General features: G+C 47.6%; 22 protein-coding genes and 1 tRNA gene. 19 read left to right on the top strand and 4 right to left on the bottom strand.

All coding sequences use genetic code 11. The annotated features are described in order from the left end of the window. Positions 1 to 3: 3 nt before the first annotated feature. Complete coding sequence (gene ligA, locus ACZ43I_RS08540; protein ID WP_344700635.1) at positions 4 to 2,043, top strand: NAD-dependent DNA ligase LigA; 2,040 nt, start codon at positions 4 to 6, stop codon at positions 2,041 to 2,043. Continuing rightward, positions 2,040 to 3,239 carry a CamS family sex pheromone protein gene (locus ACZ43I_RS08535; protein WP_344700636.1) on the top strand — a complete coding sequence of 400 codons (1,200 nt, stop codon included), beginning with the start codon at positions 2,040 to 2,042 and terminating at the stop codon, positions 3,237 to 3,239. The genes ligA and ACZ43I_RS08535 overlap by 4 nt, the downstream gene beginning before the upstream one ends. 51 nt (positions 3,240 to 3,290) lie before the next feature. Here the strand turns inward: ACZ43I_RS08535 and putP are convergent, their stop codons facing one another. Further along, positions 3,291 to 4,850: a sodium/proline symporter PutP gene (gene putP / locus ACZ43I_RS08530; protein ID WP_344700637.1), complete on the bottom strand. Its 1,560-nt coding sequence runs from the start codon at positions 4,848 to 4,850 to the stop codon at positions 3,291 to 3,293. A gap of 296 nt (positions 4,851 to 5,146) precedes the next feature. Here putP and gatC point away from each other — a divergent pair, with 296 nt between their 5' ends. The 7 genes from gatC (at position 5,147) to ACZ43I_RS08495 (ending at position 10,913) form a co-directional block, all read left to right on the top strand. Then, complete coding sequence (gene gatC, locus ACZ43I_RS08525) at positions 5,147 to 5,437, top strand: Asp-tRNA(Asn)/Glu-tRNA(Gln) amidotransferase subunit GatC (protein ID WP_344700638.1); 291 nt, start codon at positions 5,147 to 5,149, stop codon at positions 5,435 to 5,437. A gap of 11 nt (positions 5,438 to 5,448) precedes the next feature. After that, positions 5,449 to 6,921 carry an Asp-tRNA(Asn)/Glu-tRNA(Gln) amidotransferase subunit GatA gene (gatA, locus tag ACZ43I_RS08520; protein ID WP_344700639.1) on the top strand — a complete coding sequence of 491 codons (1,473 nt, stop codon included), beginning with the start codon at positions 5,449 to 5,451 and terminating at the stop codon, positions 6,919 to 6,921. Continuing rightward, the gene (gene gatB / locus ACZ43I_RS08515; RefSeq protein ID WP_344700640.1) at positions 6,921 to 8,351 is read left to right on the top strand and encodes an Asp-tRNA(Asn)/Glu-tRNA(Gln) amidotransferase subunit GatB; all 1,431 of its coding nucleotides are present in this window, start codon (positions 6,921 to 6,923) and stop codon (positions 8,349 to 8,351) included. Before gatA ends, gatB begins: the two co-directional genes overlap by 1 nt. 194 nt (positions 8,352 to 8,545) lie before the next feature. Beyond that, a complete protein-coding gene (locus ACZ43I_RS08510) occupies positions 8,546 to 9,049 on the top strand; it encodes a GrpB family protein (RefSeq protein WP_344700641.1) in 504 nt (167 codons plus the stop codon). After that, entirely contained in the window at positions 9,042 to 9,209 is a 168-nt protein-coding gene (locus tag ACZ43I_RS08505; protein ID WP_344700642.1) for a hypothetical protein, read from the top strand. Before ACZ43I_RS08510 ends, ACZ43I_RS08505 begins: the two co-directional genes overlap by 8 nt. Further along, positions 9,206 to 10,123: a diacylglycerol kinase gene (locus tag ACZ43I_RS08500; protein ID WP_344700643.1), complete on the top strand. Its 918-nt coding sequence runs from the start codon at positions 9,206 to 9,208 to the stop codon at positions 10,121 to 10,123. Before ACZ43I_RS08505 ends, ACZ43I_RS08500 begins: the two co-directional genes overlap by 4 nt. Before the next feature lie 97 nt (positions 10,124 to 10,220). Then, positions 10,221 to 10,913 carry a hypothetical protein gene (locus ACZ43I_RS08495; RefSeq protein ID WP_344700644.1) on the top strand — a complete coding sequence of 231 codons (693 nt, stop codon included), beginning with the start codon at positions 10,221 to 10,223 and terminating at the stop codon, positions 10,911 to 10,913. Here ACZ43I_RS08495 and ACZ43I_RS08490 read toward each other — a convergent pair. Continuing rightward, positions 10,877 to 11,671, bottom strand: coding sequence for a glucose 1-dehydrogenase (locus tag ACZ43I_RS08490; RefSeq protein WP_344700645.1), 795 nt, complete (start codon positions 11,669 to 11,671; stop codon positions 10,877 to 10,879). The two genes, ACZ43I_RS08495 and ACZ43I_RS08490, sit on opposite strands and share 37 nt — an antisense overlap. Before the next feature lie 125 nt (positions 11,672 to 11,796). On the opposite strand from ACZ43I_RS08490, the gene ACZ43I_RS08485 reads away from it, so the two are divergent. The 5 genes from ACZ43I_RS08485 (at position 11,797) to cysK (ending at position 18,002) form a co-directional block, all read left to right on the top strand. Next, positions 11,797 to 13,608, top strand: a complete 1,812-nt coding sequence (locus ACZ43I_RS08485; RefSeq protein WP_344700646.1) for a 5'-nucleotidase C-terminal domain-containing protein — start codon at positions 11,797 to 11,799, stop codon at positions 13,606 to 13,608. Further along, complete coding sequence (gene rlmD / locus ACZ43I_RS08480) at positions 13,586 to 14,941, top strand: 23S rRNA (uracil(1939)-C(5))-methyltransferase RlmD (RefSeq protein WP_344700647.1); 1,356 nt, start codon at positions 13,586 to 13,588, stop codon at positions 14,939 to 14,941. The genes ACZ43I_RS08485 and rlmD (ACZ43I_RS08480) overlap by 23 nt, the downstream gene beginning before the upstream one ends. Positions 14,942 to 15,020: 79 nt before the next feature. Next, positions 15,021 to 15,866 (top strand): MBL fold metallo-hydrolase, encoded by an 846-nt coding sequence (locus ACZ43I_RS08475; protein ID WP_344700648.1) that lies wholly within the window; start codon positions 15,021 to 15,023, stop codon positions 15,864 to 15,866. Positions 15,867 to 15,913: 47 nt separating this feature from the next. Further along, positions 15,914 to 16,897 (top strand): tRNA dihydrouridine synthase, encoded by a 984-nt coding sequence (locus ACZ43I_RS08470; RefSeq protein WP_344700649.1) that lies wholly within the window; start codon positions 15,914 to 15,916, stop codon positions 16,895 to 16,897. Positions 16,898 to 17,084: 187 nt separating this feature from the next. Next, on the top strand, positions 17,085 to 18,002 hold the full coding sequence (gene cysK, locus ACZ43I_RS08465) for a cysteine synthase A (RefSeq protein ID WP_344700650.1): 918 nt from the start codon (positions 17,085 to 17,087) through the stop codon (positions 18,000 to 18,002). Between the two features lie 62 nt (positions 18,003 to 18,064). On the opposite strand, the gene ACZ43I_RS08460 is transcribed toward cysK, so the two are convergent. After that, entirely contained in the window at positions 18,065 to 18,964 is a 900-nt protein-coding gene (locus ACZ43I_RS08460; RefSeq protein WP_344700651.1) for a protein-ADP-ribose hydrolase, read from the bottom strand. A 151-nt stretch (positions 18,965 to 19,115) separates the two neighbouring features. On the opposite strand from ACZ43I_RS08460, the gene ACZ43I_RS08455 reads away from it, so the two are divergent. The 3 genes from ACZ43I_RS08455 (at position 19,116) to ACZ43I_RS08445 (ending at position 21,602) form a co-directional block, all read left to right on the top strand. After that, positions 19,116 to 19,535 (top strand): hypothetical protein, encoded by a 420-nt coding sequence (locus ACZ43I_RS08455; protein ID WP_344700652.1) that lies wholly within the window; start codon positions 19,116 to 19,118, stop codon positions 19,533 to 19,535. A 108-nt stretch (positions 19,536 to 19,643) separates the two neighbouring features. Beyond that, entirely contained in the window at positions 19,644 to 21,029 is a 1,386-nt protein-coding gene (gene rlmD / locus ACZ43I_RS08450; protein ID WP_344700653.1) for a 23S rRNA (uracil(1939)-C(5))-methyltransferase RlmD, read from the top strand. A 45-nt stretch (positions 21,030 to 21,074) separates the two neighbouring features. Continuing rightward, positions 21,075 to 21,602, top strand: a complete 528-nt coding sequence (locus tag ACZ43I_RS08445) for a hypothetical protein (protein ID WP_344700654.1) — start codon at positions 21,075 to 21,077, stop codon at positions 21,600 to 21,602. 81 nt (positions 21,603 to 21,683) lie between these two features. Here the strand turns inward: ACZ43I_RS08445 and ACZ43I_RS08440 are convergent. Then, positions 21,684 to 21,755, bottom strand: a tRNA-Val gene (locus tag ACZ43I_RS08440). 144 nt (positions 21,756 to 21,899) lie between these two features. Here ACZ43I_RS08440 and ACZ43I_RS08435 point away from each other — a divergent pair. After that, a complete protein-coding gene (locus tag ACZ43I_RS08435; protein WP_344700655.1) occupies positions 21,900 to 22,904 on the top strand; it encodes a thermonuclease family protein in 1,005 nt (334 codons plus the stop codon). Positions 22,905 to 22,980: 76 nt separating this feature from the next. Next, on the top strand, positions 22,981 to 23,406 hold the full coding sequence (locus ACZ43I_RS08430; RefSeq protein WP_344700656.1) for an Ohr family peroxiredoxin: 426 nt from the start codon (positions 22,981 to 22,983) through the stop codon (positions 23,404 to 23,406). The last annotated feature ends 58 nt before the right edge of the window (positions 23,407 to 23,464 follow it).

Here is a 23,464-nt window from a genome sequence, read left to right as displayed (position 1 = left end):
TTCATGGAAGAAAAAATTAAAGCACTGCAGGATAAGCTCAACCGCTATAACTATGAATACCACGTTCTGGATGCCCCTTCTGTTCCGGACAGTGAATATGACAAACTGCTGCATGAGCTCATTGAACTTGAGACGGCGCATCCTGAATTCAAAACGGATACCTCACCGACGGTAAGGGTCGGCGGCGCCGTACTCGACCGTTTCAGGAAAGTCCAGCATGATACGCCAATGCTAAGCTTGGGCAATGCTTTCGATGAAGATAGCCTGCGCGCTTTCGATAAAAGGGTCAAGGAGGCTGTAGGGGGAGTCGAATATATGTGCGAACTGAAGATCGACGGCCTGGCCGTCTCCCTGAAGTATGAAAATGGCAGGTTCGTCCAGGGCGCAACGCGCGGAGACGGGACGGTCGGTGAGGATATCACGGCCAACCTCAAAACGATTCGTGCGATCCCCCTGGAACTGACGTCACCGTTATCCTTTGAAGTGCGCGGCGAAGCCTATATGCCCAAGCCAGCTTTTGAAAAATTGAATGAAGCACGTGAAGCGAAAGGAGAAGCCCTTTTCCAGAATCCAAGGAATGCGGCGGCCGGTTCATTGCGGCAGCTCGACCCGAAACTTGCAGGCAAACGGAATTTGTCGATTTTCCTCTATAGTGTAAATGATTTGAGTGGGCTTTCGGCAAAGACCCAGGATGAGGCGCTGAAGCGGCTCGATGAGGAAGGGTTCAAAACAAACCGCGAACGTCGCCTTGTCGATGATATCGAAGGGGTCCTCGATTATGTGGCGTACTGGTCGAACCGGCGCAATGATCTTGACTATGATATCGAAGGGGTCCTCGATTATGTGGCGTACTGGTCGAACCGGCGCAATGATCTTGACTATGATATAGACGGCATAGTGATTAAGGTCAACGCACTAAATGCACAGGAACAGCTTGGGTTCACCGCGAAATCACCGCGCTGGGCAATCGCCTATAAATTTCCTGCTGAAGAGGTCGTGACAGATCTACTCGACATCGAGCTGACCGTCGGCCGTACCGGTGCGATCACACCGACTGCGATCTTGAAGCCGGTGAAAGTGGCGGGGACGACCGTCGCCCGTGCCTCACTCCATAACCATGAACTCATCGAAGAGAAGGACATCCGGATCAACGATAAAGTGATCATAAGAAAGGCAGGGGACATCATCCCGGAAGTCGTGCGGCCGATACTGGAGGAACGTACAGACCAGGAAGTCTATAAAGCACCGACAGAATGTCCGGGGTGTGGCCATGAAACAGTCAAGCTGGAAGATGAGGTGGCGATCCGCTGCATCAACCCTGGGTGTCCGGCACAGCTTGTTGAAGGAATGATCCATTTTGTCTCCCGTACTGCCATGAATATCGACGGACTTGGAGAGAAGGTCGTCAAACAGCTGTTTGATGCCGGTTTGATCAATGATGTTGGAGATATCTATGCCCTCACCCGTGAAGACCTGCTTCCTCTAGAGCGCATGGGAGAGAAAAAGACTACGAATTTACTTGAAGCAATCGAAGCATCCAAATCCAATCCGCTCAGAAAGCTGCTCGTCGGACTTGGCATACGGTTTGTCGGGGCAAAGGCTTCAGAACTCATCGCACAGGAATTCGGTACGATGGATGAAATCATGGCACAGCCGAAAGAACGACTTGTCGAGGTTCCGGAAATCGGTGAAAAGATTGCAGATTCGATAGTGACCTATACCCATCATCCAGATTTTCAGGCGCTGGTCGATAAATTGAAGCACTACTCCGTGAATATGACGGAAGAAGTGCAGGAAGCAGCGGGCAATGCATTTGAAGGCATGACCTTCGTCCTGACCGGTAAACTCGAGCAGTTGACCCGGAACGAAGCCAAAGCACTCATTGAGGACGCTGGAGGCAAGGTGACAGGCAGCGTTTCCCAAAAAACGGATGTGGTTGTCGCCGGAGAAGAGGCGGGAAGCAAACTTGAAACAGCGCAATCGCTTGGTGTAAGCGTATGGGACGAAGCGGAATTTTTAGAGAAAACGGGGCGACAGTCATGAAGAAGAATCTTTTTGTCATTTTGGCCTTGTCGCTTATACTCACGGCATGTGGGAGTGAGGAAGAGGTTTCAGAGAATGAAAAGGAACGTAAATCAGAAGAAGTCAATACCGCCCCTGTCGAAAAACAGGAAGAAACTGTGACTGAAGGGGCTTCGGATACAGCCCATTACCGGACTGTAATTCCCTACGAGATATCTCCGACAAGAGGACTGACGAGTGCCAATATGCCATCTTCCTATGACATCGAAACATTTGAAAAGGGATTGTTCGAACTGAGCAAGGATGTTTTCCCGACAAAAGAATATGCATTCCGGGAAGGCCAGATATTTACAGAAGAAATGGTGAAGGGTTATCTCGGCCGACGCTATACGCAAGATGAGATAGCAGCGATGAGCGAGGAGGAGAAATCCCAGAATAATGCATTCAGCAATCTAGGGTTGAATCCCTCTGCAGAAGGCGAGACAGACCCGGAAGCCGTTGCACAAAACGCACCAATCTATCTATCCCACATATTGGAACAGAATTATATGAGTGGTGAGGGTGATGAACTGGCTCTAAACGGCATGACCATCGGGCTCGCAATGAACAGCGAATACCAATACCAGAAAGAAGAGCATGGGCAGGTCTTCACTGAAGAGTTGGATAAGGCGACCGTCCAGCAGCAGGGCGAAAAGATGGCTGCAGAAATACTTGAGAGGATCCGGGCGAATGAGGACTACAAGGATCTAGAAATCGTCTTTGCGATCTTCATACAATCAAAGGAAGATTCGATCACCCCTGGAAGTTTCGTATCCACAGGCACGGCGGCACCGGAGGAAGATAAAATAGGGGATTTCAAGGACGTCGATGAAAAACATATGCTGTTGCCTTCCAGTGAAGCCAGTGCCATCAGCGAAGAAGTCAACAGTGACTATAAAAACTTCAACCGCAAACTCGAGTCATATTTCGATAGTTTCACAACTTCCATCGGCGAAGGATACTTCAAAGATGGAAAGGTTGAACATATTTCCATCGAAATTCCACTCGACTATAGCAGCCGTGGAGAAGTGATCGGACTGACCCAATATGTAGGTACACTCGTAGAAGAGCATTTCAGGGATATAGAAGTGGAGATTTCGATTAAAGACAAGAATAAGTCATATGCACTGATTACAAAAAATGCAGAAAACACCGTAGAAGTCCATATATATGAATAAAAAAGATCCTCAGTCCAGAAAGGACTGAGGATCTTTAAAGATATATCCTGTTTATCTATTGTTTTTCAGGATGTCGGTCGTTTCGTCGAATTCGGCTTCCATTTCCTTCGTTATACCAGTACCTTTAGTCATTTTACTTACTATGACGGCGACAAGCGTAGATACGATGACGCCAGGTATGATTTCATAAAGACCTGTACCGAAAGTTCCTGCTGCAATCCAGATGATGACGGTTGCAGCCCCTGCAATGATGGAAGATACAGCGCCTGAACGCGTGAGACCTTTCCAATGGAGGGACAGGACGACTAGTGGCCCGAATGCAGCACCGAATCCGGCCCATGCGTTAGCTACGATGTTAAGGATTACGGATTCGTCATCCCATGCGATGATGATCGCTACGATAGCAACGAGGATGACGGATAGACGTCCCAGGAGGACGAAGTGCTGATCCAGCTCTTCTTTCGTCTTAGATTCGTTCGATAGCGTCTTCCTTCTCATTATCTTATAGAAGTCTTGGACAAGCGAGCTCGAAGTGACCAGCAGTTGGGACGAAATGGTGCTCATGATCGCCGCCAATATGGCTGCCAGGAAGAAACCACCGATAAGAGGGTGGAACAGCACTTGGCTCATCAGTATCAGGATGGTTTCGGGATCGGATACAGAGTTTGCGGTAGCGTCGGTGAACGCAATACCGAGCAGACCCGTTATAGTTGCTCCAAGTAGCGAGATGCCCATCCAGATGATGCCGATGCGGCGCGCCTTAGGCACTATTTTATGTGACTTGATGGACATGAAGCGCACAATGATGTGCGGTTGGCCAAAGTATCCAAAGCCCCAAGCGAGGTTGCTCAGGATGGTTATGAGTGAGACGCCACCGACAAATGACAAGTAGTTGATGTCAGCTGCGTTGCCGAGCTCCTCAATCTTGACAAATGGTTCGACACCCTGACCCGTCAAATTCAGCCAAGCGACGATCGGAATCAAAAATATTGCGATAAACATGATCGTCCCCTGGAAGAAGTCAGTCAGACTGACTGCCAGGTAGCCACCGAAGAATGTGTAGATGACTACAACACCGGCTGTAACGAACAATCCCCAGTGGTAGGGAACGTTGAAGGCGCTCTCGAAGAGTTTACCTCCCGATACCATTCCACTTGCGGTATAGACTGCAAAGAATATTACGATGACGACGCCTGAAACAATTTTCAGTATGTGCTGGTCGTCCTTAAAACGGTTCTCAAAAAAGTCCGGAAGTGTAATGGAATCATTGGACACTTCAGAATAGACGCGGAGCCGCGGTGCGACCACCCAATAGTTGATGTAGGCTCCTATAGTCAGACCGATGGCGATCCAGAGACTGGAAAGCCCGACGCTGTACATGCTGCCAGGCAGCCCCATCAGCATCCATCCGCTCATGTCGGATGCCCCTGCCGATAACGCAGTTACCCAAGGGCCGATATTACGGCCACCAAGCATGTAACCGCTAAGATCGGATGTCGATTGCTTGTATGCATAGAATCCGATAATGATGAGGATCAGAAAGTAAAGACCCATCATTATGTACTCCTGCAATCCAGCTGTAAACGTGAATTGTGCTGAATTCAGTATCATATTTTATCTCCTCCCCTTTGATACGATACAAAACCTAAAACGCCATTGCAAACCGTTTTCATGGATTTGCAACTAGAATCGAGGCAAAAACCTTGACGCTATAGGCCTGTAGCAAGTATAAAATTACACAGTTTTATTATACTACAAAGAAGATTCATTAAAAGGAAAATTTAGAAAATAAAGAAAACTAATTTACACTTTTAGGGTCAAATCACCATAAATGTTGATTGAATGGATTTCTATAATGATTTTTGTTAAAATTTAAATGTTGTTTATAAAGAAATGGAGGGAACATAATGTCCGAAATAAATGTGGATACAGTAAAACACGTTGCGAATCTCGCACGTATCGAAATGCAGGATGAAAAAGCTGCAGAAGCCCTCACGGAGGAATTGAGTAAAATTGTCGACTATGCCCATCTTCTTGATGAAGTGGACCTGAGTTCGGCAGAACCGATGTTCCACGCTTTGGACTTGACGAATATATTGCGCGAAGACGTTGCAGGAGAGCCTTTGTCCCAGGAAGAAGCGATGCGCAACGCAAAATCAGTTGAAGATGGCCAATTCAAAGTGCCAAAAATGTTGTAAGGAGGGCTAAAGTGAATATACATGAATTAACGGTTGAAGAACTGTATGAAAAAATCCAGGCCAAGGAAATCAAACCTTCTGAAGTTGTGAAGGCATTGTTTGAGAGGATCGAAGCTTCCGATGACACAATCGGCTCTTTTTTATTTGTAAACAAAGAAGCGGCAATAGAGCAAGCTGAGAAACTGGATCAGCTGCAGCAGGAAGATAAGATGACTGGAGCACTTTTTGGGGTGCCGATGGGCATCAAAGACAATATCTGTACAAAGGATATACTGACCACATGTGCAAGCCGCATGCTTGAAGACTTCAACCCGGTCTATGATGCGACAGTTATGGAAAAGTTGAATGAGGATAATGCCGTACTTATGGGCAAACAGAATATGGATGAGTTCGCGATGGGGGGTTCCACCGAGAATTCCTACTTCAAAATTACGCGCAACCCGTGGGACCAAAAGGCAGTGCCTGGCGGCTCATCAGGCGGTTCGGCCGCTGCTGTGGCAGCAGGTTTCGTACCATTCTCCCTAGGGTCTGATACGGGTGGTTCTGTCAGGCAGCCAGCTGCATTCTGTGGCGTCGTCGGCATGAAGCCAACCTACGGACGGGTGTCTCGTTACGGCCTGGTAGCGTTTGCCTCTTCACTCGATCAGATTGGCCCCATCACAAGAAATGTGCGCGACAATGCAAAGATACTGGAGCATATTTCAGGCTCCCATACAAAAGATGCGACGAGTGTGCCGAATATGGATAATGATTTCCTTGGAGGTATAGACAAGGATATCAGCGGCATGAAGATAGCAGTACCTAAGGAATTCATGGAGAGTGTCGATTCCGAGGTTTCAGATTCTGTGAAGAAAGCGGTGGAGACGTTCAAATCCATGGGTGCGACTGTTGAAGAAGTTTCCATTCCGCATACGAAATATGTAGTCAGTGCATACTACCTTATTGCTTCAAGTGAAGCGAGTTCAAACCTGGCACGTTTTGATGGTATCCGCTATGGCTACAAGGCTGAAGGTGCCGAAACGTTGGAAGAGCACTATAAGAAAACCCGTGCAGAAGGCTTCGGAGATGAAGTCAAAAGACGCATCCTGCTCGGTACATTCGTATTGAGCTCCGGCCATTATGATCAGCACTATATCCGTGCACAAAAACTAAGAAGCATCATAGAAGATGAGATGAAGGGCGTATTCAAAGAATATGATCTGATCATCGGACCTACAACACCGACGGCAGCCTATGACCTCGGGGAGAAGGCAGATAATCAGCTGAAGATGTATAAAGATGACATCTTGACTGTCCCCGCCAACCTTACAGGAATGCCTGCCCTGTCGATTCCATCTGGTCTCGCCAGCTCCGGCCGTCCTCTCGGCCTGCAGCTCATCGGAGATCATTTTGATGAAAAGAAAATATATAATGCAGCATATAAATTCGAGACGCAGTACAATCTCCATGAAGAATTGAAGCAGCTGCAGATGGAGGTGCAATAATGCATTTTGAAACAGTCATCGGACTTGAAGTCCACGTAGAGCTCAAAACGAATACGAAGATGTTCTCAGATGCACCAGCGCATTTTGGCGCTGAACCCAACACCAACTTGAGCGTCATCGACCTGGCCTATCCAGGCACGCTGCCTGTGCCGAACAAGCAGGCTGTTGATTTCGGCATGAAAGCAGCGATGGCACTCAATATGGATATTGCGGACGTCACAAAATTCGACCGGAAGAACTATTTTTATCCGGACAATCCGAAAGCTTATCAGATTTCCCAGTTCGACAAGCCAATTGGCGAAAATGGTTGGATAGATATAGAAGTCGGCGGGGAAACCCGGCGTATCGGCATCACGCGTCTCCACCTGGAGGAAGATGCCGGCAAGTCGACCCATAGAGACGACCATTCCCTGGTAGACCTCAACCGTCAAGGGACGCCGCTCGTCGAAATCGTTTCCGAGCCGGACATCAGGACGCCGGAAGAAGCTTATGCCTATCTTGAAAAACTGAAGGCCATCATCCAATATACAGGAGTTTCCGACTGCAAAATGGAAGAAGGATCGCTCAGATGTGATGCCAACCTCTCGCTTCGGCCATACGGACAGGAAGCGTTCGGCACCAAGACAGAGCTCAAGAACCTGAACTCCTTCAGCTTTGTCAGAAAAGGGCTGGAATTTGAAGAGAAACGCCAAGAAAAGGTTTTGATGAAAGGCGGAGAAATCGCCCAAGAGACGCGTCGTTTTGATGAGAAGACAGGTGAGACCCTGCTTATGCGCGTAAAAGAAGGCTCAGATGACTATAGATACTTCCCTGAACCCGATCTGGTGCAGATCCGCATCGATCAGGAGTGGAAAGATGAAATCAAGGCGCAGATTCCACTTCTGCCGGACGCACTTAAAGAGAAGTACGTTGAAGAATATGGCCTGCCGGCATACGATGCACATGTACTCACTCTGAAAAAAGAGACATCGGACTTCTTTAATGCAATGGTGGAAACCCATGGGTCGGATGTCAAACAGGCATCCAATTGGCTGATGGGAGGCGTCAACGAATACCTCAACAAACAGCAGATGGAATTGTCCGAGACAAAACTGACTCCTGAAAATCTATCGGGTATGATCAAATTGATTGAAGAGGGCACCATTTCAAGTAAACAGGCTAAAAAAGTATTTAATGTGCTTGTCGAAAACGGTGGAGAGGCCAGGAAAGTCGTTAAAGACCTTGGCATGGAACAGATCTCAGACCCTAAAATACTTGGTGATATGGTGACCGCTGTACTCGATCAGAATCCACAATCGATAGAAGATTATAAGAACGGCAAGGACCGGGCAACCGGTTTCCTGATCGGCCAGATCATGAAACAGTCAAAAGGACAGGCGAACCCGCAGAAGGTCAATGAGATACTTCTTGAAGAAATCAATAAGAGATAACAATCGACAGCGCTCGAGTGGCCGATCCACTCGGGCGTTTTTTGACTGTGATCCCCTACAAAATGGATGCCTTTGATTCGTCTATGCATTATAGGGACCATATATGGTATTCTGATATATATATTAAAAATTTAGTCATTAGATTGATGAGTAATGACTGGTATTATGAATGACATATTTGGGAATGATCATAAATGGATAAAAACAATGATTATATTAAAATAACAGAACATTATGTGGAGGCTTCACTCCGGATACTCAACTATTTGAAGTCGAGTGTCAAAGAAATCCATCACATCGGTTCGACGAGCGACGTGTATATGGACATGGCTGGTGACATTGATGTGCTCGTCCTGCTGAAGAATGGGAAAGGATATGCGTTGGCTGAGGCAATTGCAGAAGAAGGCTTCACGCCCGTAAGCGACCTTCCTGAAATTTTTTCTGAAGAAGTCGTACTTGAACATGAACATGGGGATCACAAGGTGAAATTTATCCTGATGCATCACACATCCGATAAGAAAGGTGCGATCCTTCATTGCAAGAAGGCGATTGGGGAGAATGAGAAGCATAGAAGGCGATTCAGGCAATTGAAGACAGCATTGAGCAATCAGGAAATCACTGGCGCAGAATATGAACAGGAGAAAGCGCTGCTTTTTGATGACATACTGAATGAACAAGAGGAATTGGATAATGTATAGGATGGTATTCATCGGCAACTGCATCCTGATCCTACTGATGATCCTCGTATCCACGACCGGTAATATCGGGCTCACACGGGTGCTGCAGGTCATCGTTTTCATACTCAGCGTCTATCTATTTTATGGCTACACTAAAAGCAGCAGTGGGAGGAGAAAATGAAAACAGCCAGAATCATATATAACCCGACCTCAGGCAGGGAAATATTCAAAAAATCATTGTCTGAAGTCCTGGAACGGTTCGAAGTCAATGGCTACATAACAAGTACGCATGCCACAACACAAGCTGGAGATGCGACTCTCGCAGCGCGAAAAGCATGTGAAATGAATTTTGACCTCATTATTGCCGCAGGGGGTGACGGGACTGTCAATGAAGTGGTGAACGGTATGGCTGAATTCGATCAGCGTCCGGCACTTGGTATCATCCCCATGGGTACAGTCAACGACTTCGCCAATGCACTCCATATCCCTGCAGATCTGATGGAAGCTGTGGATACCATCATCCATGGACGGGGGGCACGCATCGATATAGGACTGATGAACAGCAAATACTTCATCAATATCGCAGGCGGCGGTAAAATCACTGAAGTGTCCTACGAGGCGCCAAGTAAATTGAAGGCCATCATCGGACCGCTTGCCTATTATGTAAAGGGGATTGAGATGCTACCTCAGATCAGAAGCAGTAACGTCAGAATCGAATATGATGACAATGTATTCGAAGGCAAAGTCATGCTGTTCCTTTTAGGATTGACGAATTCAATCGGCGGATTCGATAAACTTGTTGCTGATGCCAAGTTGAATGACGGGAAATTCACCCTCATCATAGTCGAGGAGGCAAGCCTGACTGAGATCGGGCACATCATGACGCTTGCGACGAGGGGGGAGCACCTCAAGCATCCTAAAGTACATCTGTTCAAAGCTGAGGAAATCGACATTTCCTCATTTGAGGAAGTGCAGCTCAATCTGGACGGTGAATTTGGAGGGATTTTACCCGCGCATTTCACCAATTTGAAGCAACATCTTGAAATCATGGTGCCTGAAGCATTCTATATGGAAAACATCGCAGAAACTGAATGAGTCTCCTCTCTTGGGGTTTTAAAAGTTGATAAAAGGTAATGGATACCTCAAGTGCATCATTGATATGTGCATCCACTAAAAGAAGGGGGCCCACCCTATGTTCGGCTTAACAGATCTTATAGCCCTCGTAATATCAGGCTTCATCATACTTCCGGTAGTAGTGGCCTTAAGAGAACTGGGGTACGTTTTTGCTGGTTTCCTATTCGGAGCCAAAAACAGCAGGTTAACTCTGGGGTCCGGTCCCCGGCTTTTTAAGGTTGGCATACTGGACGTACGGAAACACTATCATCTCTACAGCTGGTTTTCGTACGATGAATTGAAGAACCAGAGCCGGGTAGCCTATGTGCTGGTCTACGCCAGCCCAATTCTTGTCAATGTCGTGATAGGGCTGACGATCAACGCATTACTTGCAAATGGCTATTTGGCAGAACAGGCGACTTTCTGGAACCGGTTCATCTTTTATATATTCTATTTCATCCTGTTCGATACAGTGCCCATGAAGACAATCAACGGCATGCCAAACAACGGTATGCTGATATATGAGATGCTCAGGTTCGGTAAACGGACGGATCACAATAAAGAACCATTCATCCCTTCGACATCCATAGTCGAAAATGAATACCAGGAAGAGATGCAGCAGTTGGAAGAAGAAGTGGAGAAGGCAGAAGAAATGCAAGAACAGGCAGAAGAGGAAAAACGGAAGGAAGAGAAGAAGAAAGCTGAGTGCTTGGCACTCAGCTTTCTTTATTTGCCTTACTCATCGTATTCGGGATCCCTGTGGGAAGGATAGAGGCTTAGGCCGCCATCTGCCACTATCGTCTGGCCGGTGATATATACAGATTGCTCGGACGCCATGAAGGCGGCGATGTTGGAAATGTGTTCAGGTTCACCGACATAGCCCATCGGCACAAAGTCATCGGCACCCTCCTTTTCTTCAGGCGTCGAGAAGAACTCTTCATTTATGGGCGTGTTGATGCTGCCCGGGGCGATATTATTGATTCTGATGCCGAGCCGTGAATATTCAAGCGCCAACGATTGCGTAAGCAACTTGACACCACCTTTACTCGCTGTATAATGCGCAAAATGGGGCCACGGAATAATTTCGTGTACGCTTGATATATTGATGATCGTTCCTTTTTTTCCTGTGTCGAGGAAATGTTTCAATACCTCACGCGAACCGATGAATGTGCCGCGCAGATTGGTGTTGATGACCTTATCGAATTCATCGACCGACAATTCATGGCTTTTAACATCTTTTTGGATGCCGGCGTTATTGACAAGTACATCAATGCCGCCGAATTTTTTGATGCTTTCATCGATCAGATCGATGATATCCTGTTCTTCTGTGACATCGCATTGCATTGTTGCAACGCGTGCTCCGTCATTGCCGTTCAGTGATTCCACCAACTTTTGGGATGCTTCGCTGCCACTATGGTAGCTGAACATGACATTCATTCCTTCTTCGTGGTACCTTTTTACGATTGATTTGCCGATGCCGCTCGAACCGCCTGTCACCACTGCAGTCTTTCCTGCCAAATCTTTATACATGCATGCATTCCTCCCGATGATTTACTTTATCGTTTACTTAATATGTATACCCAAAATTGCGCCCTCCAAGCCTAAGCGCAGATGATTTGATATAATGACAGCAATAAGATTTGAAGAGGTGTCCGATGAAACTTACAATTTTTGCAACGAGTGATGTGCATGGCGCGATATATCCGCACGATTACTTTAACGACACATATAAGTCGAAGAGTCTGCTGCATCTGAAATCTTTTATGGATGCGCACCGTTTGAAGCATCCGGATGATATCGTAATGACTGTCGATAATGGGGACTTCCTCCAAGGGGATGTATGGAATGATTATGACTACCGACATAGTGATGACCCGCTCCTCGCGATTGAAGTGATGAATGACATATATGATGTAATTGGCCTTGGCAACCATGAATTCAATTTCGGCCTCGATTACCTTCTTAAAGCATATCGCCAGGTCGAAGCTGAGATCGTCAATGCAAATGTCGACTTCCATCAGCACGCACTCGGTGATATTATAAAAAGATATGTCATCGTAGACAAACAGACGCCACAAGGATTGCTTAGGGTCGGCTTTTTGAATGTGGTGCCCACCCAGATCATGAAATGGGACGCATTCCACCTTGAGGGTAGGGTGGAAGTCGAGGATATGAACCGGACGGTAAGGCATACTGCCAGAGAAATGAAGGAAGCGGGCGCCGATATCGTCATTCTGATGTCCCATTCCGGCATGAGCAAGGATCCTGACCATATCAGGCTCTATGGTGAAAACCAGACATTCCTCATGACCATGGTGGAAGATGTGGACGGCATCATTTTCGGGCACACCCACGAATTCTTTCCAGACCGAAACTTCGAAGCGCGGATTGATGCGATTGATTTCAAGCGTGGTGCCGTCAACGGGAAACCGATGGTGCAGCCGGGTGTTTCAGCGAGCCACCTGGGATGCATTGAGTTCGATTTGGGGGTAGATGATGATGGGGCGTGGGAAATCAAGAATTCGAGGGCACATCTGATTGAATCCGAAAGCCTCACTCCAACTAGGGAGACGTTATCAAAATATGAAGATTCCCATAGGAAGGTACTGGATTATCTTTCCGAACCGATTGGCCATATAGATGAAACGTGGCATACCTATTTCTCCCGCATCATTCCTTCCAAAGCAGTCCAAGCCGTAGCGGAAGCCAGCAAGGCATACGCCGAAACGCTCATCAGTCGCAGCGACCTGGAACGATTACCGGTGCTTGGATTCAATGCTGTCACGAAAGCCGGCAGGGATGGACCGCATGACTTCACAGTCTTGGCGGAAGGGGAACTTACCCTCAGTGCAGCGATTGACCTTTATAAACACACAAACTCGATGGTCATCATCAAGATAGATGGGGGAATTCTCAAAGAATGGCTGGAATGGAGCGCCTCCCAGTTCAATCAGGTAGATGAAAATGAAGATCTACTGAAAGCCAATAGTTCCAAAAACGGTTTTCCAAGCTATAACTTCGATACATTCTTCGATCTGGAGTATACATTCGACATCTCGCGCCCGGCGCGCTACAGTGGAACGGCGAAAAAAATCAGTGACAGCGAACGTGTCACTGAAATGAAATACCAAGGCAAGGACATCCAACCGGGGGATTCTTTCATTGTTCCGGCAAACAACTACAGGGTAGCCTATACCCCCTTCCTAAGAGATGCTGAAGTACTCCATGAATCACAAAGGACTGTACGGGATATCGTCATCGAATATATGATGACAAATCCATATTTTGATCATAAGAAACCAATGACCATCATCCCGGGTGGCACATATATGTTCAAGACCGCCACACGTGCAAAAGCATATATAGATGAACAAGCAGTCAGGCATGTCGAAGAACTTGGCAACGGGTTCAGTTGGTATGAAATTGACTTAAAGGAGGATAAGTATGGCACAAGTGACAAAGAATGAACGATTCACCGGAACGGTCGAAGACTATACACACGAAGGCATGGGTGTGGTGAAGGTAGAAGGATATCCAATCTTCATCCCGGATGTGCTGAAAGGTGAGGAGATAGATTTTAAAGTGGTGAAGGCCAACCGTAAATTCGGTTTCGGCAAGACACTTGAGGTCAAAGAGGCGTCAAACAACCGCATCAACCCGCCATGTCCCTATTACTTCCAATGTGGCGGATGCCAGATACAGACACTCGATTATCTCGAGCAGCAGCGTTTTAAGACAAGTACCGTCGACAAGACAATCAACCGCATGGGAAAACTGAACCTCGATATAGAATCCATCATAGGGGCCGAGACCCCATTCAATTACCGCAACAAGTCACAGATACCCGTGCAGTTCAATGACGGCAAAGTTGAAATGGGGTTCTACCGTCCGCGGAGCCATGACATCATTGATATAGATGACTGCCTCATCCAAAAGGGCATCCATAATGAACTGATGGTATCCATCAGGGATGAATTCAACAAAGCAAGGATATCAGTCTATGATGAGGCATTGCACCAAGGCCTGGTCCGGCATGTCATCATCCGCTCAAACCACGACGACAGCGAAGTGCAGGTAGCCTTCGTCACGAACGGCAAGAAAAACCTCTTCGAGCCGGTCATTGAAGCAATCACAAAACAATTCCCGATGGTGACAAGCATCGTCCAGAATATCAATGATGAGAAGACGAACGTCATTTTTGGAGATGAAACCATCACGTTGTACGGCAATGCGTATATCACTGACACCCTGCTTGGTAAACAATTCCGCATCAAAGCGAAATCCTTCTATCAGGTGAACCATGCACAGACGGAGAGGCTTTATCAAAAAGCAATCGAGCTGGCTGACCTGGAAGGTGACGAAACGATCATCGACACATATTGCGGCATAGGAACGATCGGTTTGTGTGCAACAGACAGCGCCAAAAAGATCATCGGCATCGAAAGTGTGGAGTCGGCTGTGCTTGACGCAAGGGAAAACGCAGTATTGAATGGTGTGGATAATGCAGAATACCACTTGGGCAAATCAGAAGAGGTCATGAAGCAGCTTGTCGACCAAGGCGTCGAACCTGACGTCGTCTTCGTCGATCCACCAAGAAAGGGCTGCCATCCAGAATTTCTGGAAGCCTTGATAGAAGTGGCGCCGGAAAAGATTGTATATGTATCATGCAATCCAAGTACCCTCCAGCGGGATTTGAACTATTTGACGGAGCATGGCTATAGAGCCGGGCGGGTTACACCGGTCGATATGTTCCCTCAGACGAATCATGTGGAAGCGGTAGTGCGCCTGGAATTGAAATAGATTTGCCCCCCACCTCCTATGAGACATGAATTTCTGAGCAAAGGGTAAAAGGTAATATGATTTCAAGGAGGTGCCATCTATGGGCAATAAAATGAATTACGGAGAAGATTATAAAACGGTGCCGGCTACATCCATCAAAAGTGGCACAGGCTTTGAAGTATTGCCGGACCTTTACACCTACACGGTACAAATAGTCAATATACATCTTGTCGGCAATCCGAAAACAGGTGACTTTGTGCTGGTGGATGCAGGCATGCCAAACTCGCACGAAAAAATCATTTCAGCCGTTGAAGATCGTTTCGGGGAAGGGCGCCGGCCACAGGCGATCATTTTGACCCACGGCCACTTTGATCATGTAGGGGCCATCATCGAGCTGGTGAAGTATTGGGATGTGCCGGTCTACGCCCACAAGCTGGAAATGCCGTTTCTGACCGGCAAGGCACCCTACCCGAAACCGGACGCTACCGTTGAGGGAGGAATGGTCGCTAAGACATCGCCGATTTTCCCGATAGAACCGATTGATTTGGGAGATAATGTAGAACCGCTTCCCGAGGACGGCAGTGTACCGCATATGCCGGAATTCAAATGGCTCCATACACCAGGGCACACCCCGGGTCACGTAGCCTTATTCAGGGAGCGTGACAGGACATTGATTGCAGGCGACGCATTTGTCGCTGTCAGACAGGAAAATCTATATGAAGTATTGACGCAGGAACTGGTGATCAGCGGGCCGCCGAGATATCTGACCACAGATTGGCAATCCGCCAAAGAATCCGTGGTCACTCTTGAAGCACTGAAACCATCCGTAGCAGTGACCGGGCATGGGAAACCCCTCTCCGGGGAACTGTTGGCTGATGGCCTGAAGGAACTGGCCGAGAACTTTGATGAGATGGCTAAGCCCAAGCATGGCAAGTATGTGGACTAGCCACATTGGCAGATAAAAGATGATTGTTGTAAGAAGGAAGGAAACATATGAAAAAGGATAATTTTTGGCATGAACTGCCGCGTCCGTTCTTCGTGCTGGCACCGATGGAAGAAGTGACGGACGTTGTATTCCGGCATGTCGTTGCAGAAGCGGCTGCTCCGGATGTCTATTTTACGGAATTTACAAATTCAGACAGCTACTGTCATCCAGAAGGCATCGACAGTGTCCGGGGTCGACTGATGTTCACTGAAGATGAACAGCCCATTGTCGCCCACATCTGGGGGGATCGCCCAGAACACTTCCGCCGGATGAGCATCGGTATGGCGGAGGAGGGCTTCAGAGGCATCGACTTGAATATGGGATGCCCTGTTCCGAACGTGGCTGGAGACGGTAAAGGAAGCGGATTGATAAAGCGGCCGGAAATCGCAGCAGAGCTCATACAGGCCGCGAAGGCCGGTGGGTTGCCGGTCAGCGTCAAGACACGCCTTGGGTATGATGAGACCGATGAGTGGAAGGAATGGCTCAAACATCTATTCGAACAAGACATCGCGAACCTTTCCATCCACTTGCGTACGCGTAAAGAGATGAGCAAATATGATGCCCATTGGGAGCTGATTCCAGAAATCCGCGAAATGCGCGATGCAATCGCCCCGGAGACGCTACTGACCATCAACGGCGATATTCCAGACCGCGAAACGGGCATGGAGCTCGCCGAAAAATATGGAGTCGATGGCGTCATGATCGGACGGGGGATCTTCAAAAATCCATTCGCATTCGAGAAGGAACCGAAAATGCATAGCAGTAAAGAACTGCTTGAGCTACTGCGGACACATCTCGACTTGTATGATCAATACAGTAAAGAAGTGCCCCGTAAATATACTGCCCTGCACCGCTTTTTCAAAATTTATGTAAAAGGATTCAGGGGCGCAGGCGCGCTTAGAAACAGTCTGATGGGCACAAAATCGACCGAAGAAGCGCGGGCTCTGCTTAATGCGTTTGAGCTCGAAGAAGCAGAAGAACTGAAGGCATGAAGCCCTCAATTTTAGCATGCACTCCTGATTGAACATCAGGAGTTTTTTTAGATGGGAAGCATTTCAAGAGTCATGGGAGGAGGGGAGCCGCATCCTGACTCCAATAGGCAGGCTGCTTTAACAGCCGGGTGAAGAATGTTATAGTATAGCAATGAAGTAGGGATTAAAAGAAACGAGGGATCATCATATGAATAGAGTCGACAGCATTGTTGATTTGATCGGACATACGCCGATGGTGAAGCTCAACAGAGTCGTGCCGGAAGGCGCTGCTGATGTCTATGTAAAACTTGAAATGTTCAACCCGAGCAAAAGTGTAAAGGACCGTGCAGCATTCAGCATGCTGGACCGTGCTGAAGCAGAGGGGTTGATTGAGCCGGGCGGAACGATCATCGAGCCAACAAGCGGCAATACCGGTATAGGGTTGGCGATGAATGCGGCGGCAAAAGGCTATGACGCAATATTCGTCCTGCCTGACAGCTCAACGAGTGAGCGCATCAACCTTCTGAAGGCGTATGGCGCTGAAGTGGTGCTGACACCGGCTGAAGAGAAGATGCCGGGGTCCATCCGGAAGGCTAAGGAACTGCATGCTGAAAGGCCTAACAGTTTCATCCCCCAACAATTCGAAAACAGTGCCAATCCGGATATCCACCGGACGACGACGGCGATTGAAATCCTGGATGATTTCGATTATAATCTCGATGCATTTGTCGCAACAGCTGGCACAGGCGGTACAATCACAGGTACCGGTGAAACTTTAAGGGAGCACCTTAAAGACTTGCACATTGCTGTGGTGGAGCCTGAAGGTTCGCCTGTATTGTCGGGTGGCAAGCCTGGTAAGCATAAGCTCGTCGGGACGAGCCCCGGCTTCATCCCGAATATATTGAATACCGATATATGGGATGAGATCATTCAAATAAAGGATGATGATGCAGTCGATATGTTCAGGAGGTTGGCTAAGGAAGAAGGCATTTTTGTCGGGCCTTCTGCGGGTGCTTCTGTATTTGCAGCGATTGAGGTCGCGAAGAAACTGGGCCCTGGCAAACGTGTGGCAGCAATTGCACCGGACACAGGGGAACGCTATATGAGCATGGACTTAATAGAATAGAAAGAGCGGCAGAAGTGATTCTGCCGCTTTTTTGTATGAACAAATGTGCCGGAAATCCGGATTCAAGCATTTAATACCGCTTCGTAGATTGCCCTGTCCGCTTCCGTGAATACATTGAAGATGACCTTGGTGAAATGATGCTCATGTGTTTTGAGCCATTCATCGACCGTCCATACAGCAATTTCTGCTGCACGCTCTTCCGGGAAATTGAACTCACCGGTGGAAATGGCCGGGAAGACGAGCGTTTTGACATCTCCCTTTTCTTGTGCAATATCAAGGCATGACCTATAGCTGGATACTAGTGTCGTTTCATGCCTGGCCGATACTTCCTCTCCATCGGAGAGCGCCGGTCCAACGGTGTGGATGACGTACTTTGCAGGGAGGTGGTAGCCTCTCGTGATTTTGGCATTCCCAGCCTCCTCATCCGTTTTCTGTCGATGGATGATTTCGGCTCCGTCATCCCTGAGCATTGGACCTGCTGCTGAGTGAATGACGTTGTCGATGCACCCATGGAGCGGCTGCATGCATCCGAGCAATTTTTCATTGGCGGCGTTGACGATGGCATCCGCTTCTATATTTGTAATGTCGCCCTGCCATAGGGCCATCTTATCCGCTTCCTTGAAGCGCGTTTTAGGAAAATCGGATTGAATGTTTCTGATTGATTCAGGCGACGTCTTTTCTTTCTCCTCTTTTTCAATATGGAGGAGTTTATCAAGCAGCTGCATCATTTCCTTATCGAGGGGGAGTGGTTGCCTGATATTGAGCAGTGCCCGGATAAGTTTACGCTGGGCGGTATAATCTTCGGGTATATCTATATCTTGCGTGCCGGCCTTTTCATTGCGCAGCATAAGAAGGACGCGTTCGGCGAGCACCGTTTTATCATCGATGTCACTCATAGTTGGAGCGAACGGTTCTTCCAACCTGATCGCTTTCTTGTAGTTATCTATATTGATATTTGCCATTTCAATCACCTCACCGTATATTTTGTCATGAATATTTGAATAATGCCATGTATCCGTTTCAGAAGGATTTGTTCGATTACAACGATTTAGGAAGTAAAATTCATAGAGAAAGGGTATAGTGAAATAACACAATTTAACTGGGAGGAATGGGATGATCACATTTTTGAAACTTGTTCTGATCGGCTTCATTTCAGGAGTGTTGCTTGCGGCGATTATGAAGACTGTGAGAAAGGTGACGGGAAATAAAGCGGACATATTACTCTATAATATGGATTATATACCAGTACTTAAACAATGGAGCGATAAGAGTATAACGGGTATCCTGTTCCATTACGCAACGTGCATATCGAGTGCGGTGGTGCTCTACTATATCTTGTTGCCGCTCGGCCTTGAGTCTTTGGTGTGGCCCTATGTGGTAGTCTTCACTGCAGGAGGCGGGGCACTTTATTTTCTGAGTGCATTGACTGAAACGCCCCCTTCAAAGGATGATGCGGCTGCATGGTTCTACTGGACTCTCGGTCACGCGATATTCGGTTTTGCAGTAGGGGGGCTCATCGCAATCTTTATATAAAAATAAGGTCACTTGGCATTTGATCCATATAAAATTCAACATACAATTGTGGTAGTATCGATGGATATTGTAGAATGATGATAAAGAGAACAGATGGAGGGTGCTTGAGTGTCGAACAATAAAGCTGAAACATATGATGTGAAAATAGACATGCTTGATAAGAAGGGCTCCGGTAGGGGGCACGTCTGGCGAGACGGGGGTGGCATCAATCCGAGGAAATTGAAGCTCACCGTACCCCAGACATTGATTGGAGAAGAAGTACAGGTGACAGTAGCGAATCCCGACCGAAAACGCGCCAAGGCACTGCCGGAAGAAATCATCAGGCCAAGTGTGGAACGCACTGCAGCGCCCTGTCCCCACTTCGACAAATGTGGAGGGTGCGTCTGGCAGCATTGGGATTACCAGGGGCAATTGGCCTATAAGGTGGCCGAAGTGCGCCGTTTTCTCGCGGAGAATGGGTTCGACCCGGATGTTGCAGCAGATGCGATCGGTATGGAGACGCCTTGGGAATACCGCAATAAGATGGAATTCACTTTCGGTCCTGAAGGCGGGCTGGGGCTGCATGAGCTCGGCAATTTCCGCAATGTCATCGACCTGGATACATGCCTGATAGCAGGCGGCCCGATGGTGCAGGCGATGCTTGAAGTTTCGCGTTGGGAGAAAGACCATGGCCTCCCAGGTTATGATAAGGACACGCATGCTGGACTGCTGCGCAATCTCATGACCCGATATTCACATAAAACCGGAGAACTCATGCTTGCAATTTTCGCCACCGAATCCCCAAAGGCGCATCAAAAGGCAGTGGATGACCTGATATCGCGGTTGAGCAGTAAATTCAGCGGACTGGTCAGCTTCATGTGGATGGAGAATACAGATTGGGCGGATGTGGCGCAGTCGGAGCATACACACCTCCTTTATGGACGTGATTACATCCATGATGAGATGTATGGCTATAAATATCGGATATGGTTTGATACCTTCTTCCAGACGAATCCTGAACAGGCCGAGAAACTTGTTGAATTGGCGATTGAGATGGCAGAAGTGGAAAGCGAAGATCGCATGATCGATCTTTTCTGCGGCGTCGGCACCTTCTCCTTGCCTTTCGCGAAGCGGGTTAAGGCACTTGCAGGCATAGAGATAGTGGAGACCTCCATTGAATCGGCAAAGAGGAACGCCAAAGACAATGGCATCGATAACACTTATTTCCTGGCAAAAGATGCCCGCCGCGGAATGGATGAGATTTTACAGACATGGGGGATCCCTGATCTTTTGATGCTGGACCCACCACGTTCCGGTGCCGGCGGCAAGGTGATGCGCAGGATTGGACGCCTCGGCACCGACCGCGTCGTCTATGTGTCGTGCAACCCGGAAAGTTTTGCTGAAGATATCACTTGGCTACGCGAGTTTGGCTATGAACTCAAGAGGGTTCAACCGGTTGATCTGTTCCCACATACTGTGCATATAGAACTTGTCGCATTGCTCGAGAAGGCATAATGTCCGTTCCAGAATGTAATTAGCCTAAACTTCAAGGAGGCAGTTATGAAACAATATCGCTATTCACTTTCTCCAGGTTCGAGGAAACATAAGGTTCTTATAGAAGATGAATCCGGGGATGAGATTGCACAGATCGACCGCACGGTGCTGAGGAACTGTGAGAGGCGTAATACTTACTCCTATACTTCTGCGCAAGGCAGAATAGTAAAGCTCGGTCTCAAAAAGCGGAAGTTTCGGGATATGAATATATCCAAGTACATCCTGCAGACAGACCAGGGAGAAATGGTCTTCAAGGAAAGGCCCGGCAGCAATCTGCTCCACTTTCGTGTGGATGGCAAGATTGATGGGCGTTTCCTGAGCATAGAAGAGGATTGGGCGGGTGATATGGAAGTCTACTACCATGGACGCCATGTTGCCACCGTCAAGGAAGATGTAGCCGCCAGGGAGACACTGATTCTTTCTGATCCGCAATTTGATGGGGAGTCTCTGCAATTTCAAATCGTTGTCCTCATGTACTTCATGTTTAAGCTCTATAAAAGGGAACCTTGGCAGATGGCGGATATGCTATCCTGATTATTTGGAGAAGGTTGGATCAAGCGTTGCACATTGAATGGACAAAAAAATCACCCAGTCCGTGGACTGGGTGATTTAATATGACCCCGAGTGGGTTCGAACCACCGACCCCTTGCCTGTCAAGCAAGTGCTCTCCCGCTGAGCTACGGGGTCTTGATATAATTTCTACATGTTCAAATTTACAACGGAGACATGGATTTGTCAATGGCATTATAATGGAATGTGTACATTTTGCACATTCTTTTGCCTTTGGTCATAATTTATAGCGTTGAGAACTGAAAGTACTGGAGGTTTCGCATGGATTTTGTATTTCTTATATTATCGTTTATCGCAGCTCTCATATCATTGGTGATGTTCATTAAAGGTGTGTCCCTATACATATCGGACAAAGGGTATAAAAAAAGTTGGCAGACAGCTTTGATGCTGATTACGGTCGCCGGTGTGCTGGCTATACTGACTGCGCTTATGGACAGCAGTTCGACGCTTGGAACCGGCCTCCTCATCACAGCACTGTACGCCGTTTCTACAGCCATTGCGTTCGGTGTCGTCTATGCAGTGAAGAAGGCTCGTGGAGAGTCATCAAAAGGTTATTTGAGGTATGCTGCCATTGCACTTTTCTGTGCCATTGCAATGCTGGCTGTTTCGATATTCGTAGTTGATGATACGGAAAGCCCTGAGCGGGAAGTGCCTGGGGCATCAGGGTCGGATGGAGAGCGGACTGTTGTAACCGTTGCTTCATTCATAGATGGTGACACCACGCGTTTTAACTTTGAAGGTAATGATGTTTCGTTCCGTTATCTGCTGATAGATACGCCGGAAACGAACCATCCGCGGATTGGGGAGCAACCCTACGGTAAAGAAGCATCCGCACGGACAAAAGAAATTTTGAGTGAAGCAGACACTATAGAGGTTGAATTCGATGTTGGACCGAAGCAGGATCATTACGAACGCTACCTTGCCTATATCTACGCAGATGGCAAGATGGTCAACGAAATTCTTGTCAGAGAAGGGCTTGCACAGGTCCGTTATATAAATCCCCCCAATACTACGCATCTGGACCGATTGGAAAAAGCACAGGAGAAGGCCAAGGAAGAAACGCTTGGCATCTGGTCGCTTGATCAACCTTTCGATTCCGAGGCACACCAAAAAGAGGAGAATCGCGGAAATGGTGATTCAGGTACAGAAGCCCAGTTCAAAAACTGTACAGAATTAAGGCAGGTCCACCCCGATGGGGTGAAGGAGGGACATCCTGCGTATAGCCTCAAAATGGATGGCGATCGAGACGGGTATGCATGCGACTGAAGCAAGCAAATATGTTTGATGGTACCTAGGAACGTGAATATACTAAATATAGACTACAAAAGGAGTTGAGCTTTTAATGGAACCATTGTATCAAGTTAAGATGATCAATACAGGTGGCCGCGATGGAGAGGTTCATAGTGAAGATAAATCATTTTCAATGAATGTCAAGCAGCCGAAGCAGATGTCAGGTGAAGACACGAAAGAAACAAACCCCGAGCAGCTATTTGCAGCAGCATATAGTGCATGTTTCAACAGTGCTCTCGACGGTGTCTTGAAGAAAGCGAAGGCAGATGACGTCAAGCGTGTGGTCAAAGCAACAGCAAAACTCTTGAAGGACGAGACGGATGGAGGCTTCAAACTTGGAGCTGAAGTCGAAGTGGAATTTGAAGGTGTGGAGCAAAGCGACGCAGACAAGTATGTAGAGGATGCGCACAAACTATGCCCATACTCCAAAATGGCTCAAAATGGTATAGACGTTAATATTAATGCCACTACCAAGTAATTATTCAAAAGGGATGGGAGCCCAGGCTTCCATCCCTTTTTCATGTCATGAATGTTAT

It is taken from the genome of Salinicoccus jeotgali (assembly GCF_055379195.1).
The sequence above is the reverse complement of the archived record's forward strand: the minus strand, read 5'-3'. Positions and strand labels throughout refer to the sequence as shown.

Excerpts from the sequence above, each read along its gene's own strand:
- cysK (WP_344700650.1), top strand. The coding sequence starts at position 17,085 with ATGAATAGAGTCGACAGCATTGTTGATTTGATCGGACATACGCCGATG.
- ACZ43I_RS08495 (WP_344700644.1), top strand. The coding sequence starts at position 10,221 with ATGTTCGGCTTAACAGATCTTATAGCCCTCGTAATATCAGGCTTCATC.
- rlmD (WP_344700647.1), top strand. The coding sequence starts at position 13,586 with ATGGCACAAGTGACAAAGAATGAACGATTCACCGGAACGGTCGAAGAC.
- ACZ43I_RS08490 (WP_344700645.1), bottom strand. The coding sequence starts at position 11,671 with ATGTATAAAGATTTGGCAGGAAAGACTGCAGTGGTGACAGGCGGTTCG.
- ACZ43I_RS08500 (WP_344700643.1), top strand. The coding sequence starts at position 9,206 with ATGAAAACAGCCAGAATCATATATAACCCGACCTCAGGCAGGGAAATA.
- putP (WP_344700637.1), bottom strand. The coding sequence starts at position 4,850 with ATGATACTGAATTCAGCACAATTCACGTTTACAGCTGGATTGCAGGAG.
- ACZ43I_RS08430 (WP_344700656.1), top strand. The coding sequence starts at position 22,981 with ATGGAACCATTGTATCAAGTTAAGATGATCAATACAGGTGGCCGCGAT.
- ACZ43I_RS08445 (WP_344700654.1), top strand. The coding sequence starts at position 21,075 with ATGAAACAATATCGCTATTCACTTTCTCCAGGTTCGAGGAAACATAAG.
- ACZ43I_RS08485 (WP_344700646.1), top strand. The coding sequence starts at position 11,797 with ATGAAACTTACAATTTTTGCAACGAGTGATGTGCATGGCGCGATATAT.
- gatC (WP_344700638.1), top strand. The coding sequence starts at position 5,147 with ATGTCCGAAATAAATGTGGATACAGTAAAACACGTTGCGAATCTCGCA.
- ACZ43I_RS08475 (WP_344700648.1), top strand. The coding sequence starts at position 15,021 with ATGGGCAATAAAATGAATTACGGAGAAGATTATAAAACGGTGCCGGCT.
- ACZ43I_RS08505 (WP_344700642.1), top strand. The coding sequence starts at position 9,042 with ATGTATAGGATGGTATTCATCGGCAACTGCATCCTGATCCTACTGATG.
- ligA (WP_344700635.1), top strand. The coding sequence starts at position 4 with ATGGAAGAAAAAATTAAAGCACTGCAGGATAAGCTCAACCGCTATAAC.
- ACZ43I_RS08435 (WP_344700655.1), top strand. The coding sequence starts at position 21,900 with ATGGATTTTGTATTTCTTATATTATCGTTTATCGCAGCTCTCATATCA.
- ACZ43I_RS08470 (WP_344700649.1), top strand. The coding sequence starts at position 15,914 with ATGAAAAAGGATAATTTTTGGCATGAACTGCCGCGTCCGTTCTTCGTG.
- ACZ43I_RS08460 (WP_344700651.1), bottom strand. The coding sequence starts at position 18,964 with ATGGCAAATATCAATATAGATAACTACAAGAAAGCGATCAGGTTGGAA.
- gatB (WP_344700640.1), top strand. The coding sequence starts at position 6,921 with ATGCATTTTGAAACAGTCATCGGACTTGAAGTCCACGTAGAGCTCAAA.
- ACZ43I_RS08455 (WP_344700652.1), top strand. The coding sequence starts at position 19,116 with ATGATCACATTTTTGAAACTTGTTCTGATCGGCTTCATTTCAGGAGTG.
- ACZ43I_RS08535 (WP_344700636.1), top strand. The coding sequence starts at position 2,040 with ATGAAGAAGAATCTTTTTGTCATTTTGGCCTTGTCGCTTATACTCACG.
- ACZ43I_RS08510 (WP_344700641.1), top strand. The coding sequence starts at position 8,546 with ATGGATAAAAACAATGATTATATTAAAATAACAGAACATTATGTGGAG.